This is a genomic window from Bradyrhizobium sp. Mp27 (genome assembly GCF_029953005.1).
GTDB classification, from domain to species: Bacteria; Pseudomonadota; Alphaproteobacteria; order Rhizobiales; family Xanthobacteraceae; genus Bradyrhizobium; species Bradyrhizobium barranii.
Window position 1 is genome coordinate 1 of the sequence record NZ_JASAUS010000723.1, and the last position, 309, is coordinate 309.

At 63.4% G+C, this 309-nt stretch carries 1 protein-coding gene; it reads right to left on the reverse strand.

All coding sequences use genetic code 11. From position 1 onward, the window contains the following. Positions 1-266: transposase (locus QJT78_RS52455; RefSeq protein ID WP_281460979.1), on the reverse strand; the 266-nt coding region annotated here is incomplete at its 3' end. Positions 267-309 lie beyond the last annotated feature (43 nt).

The window sequence follows — 309 nt, forward strand, 5'->3', positions numbered from 1 at the left end:
TCGATCGCAGTCACGATCTCCGCGATCCGCACCGCCGACACGTCCGCATCCAGGCGGACCGAAACCTTGCCAATCGTAATCTCGACGGGCCCCTCGCTCTTGCCTGACGCCGCTGGATCGCTCAGCTCGATCGACACGAAATCCGCCGCGTCGTCCGTGACCAATGCGAGCCGGCCAGCACGCGCCAATCTGCGCCACCTCGTCAACTGCTGGGCCTTCACACCATAACGCCGTGCGACATCACATACCCGGGCGTCGGGCTTCATGCTCTCGAAAACAGCGCGCCCCTTGATCTCCGCAGACCATAAC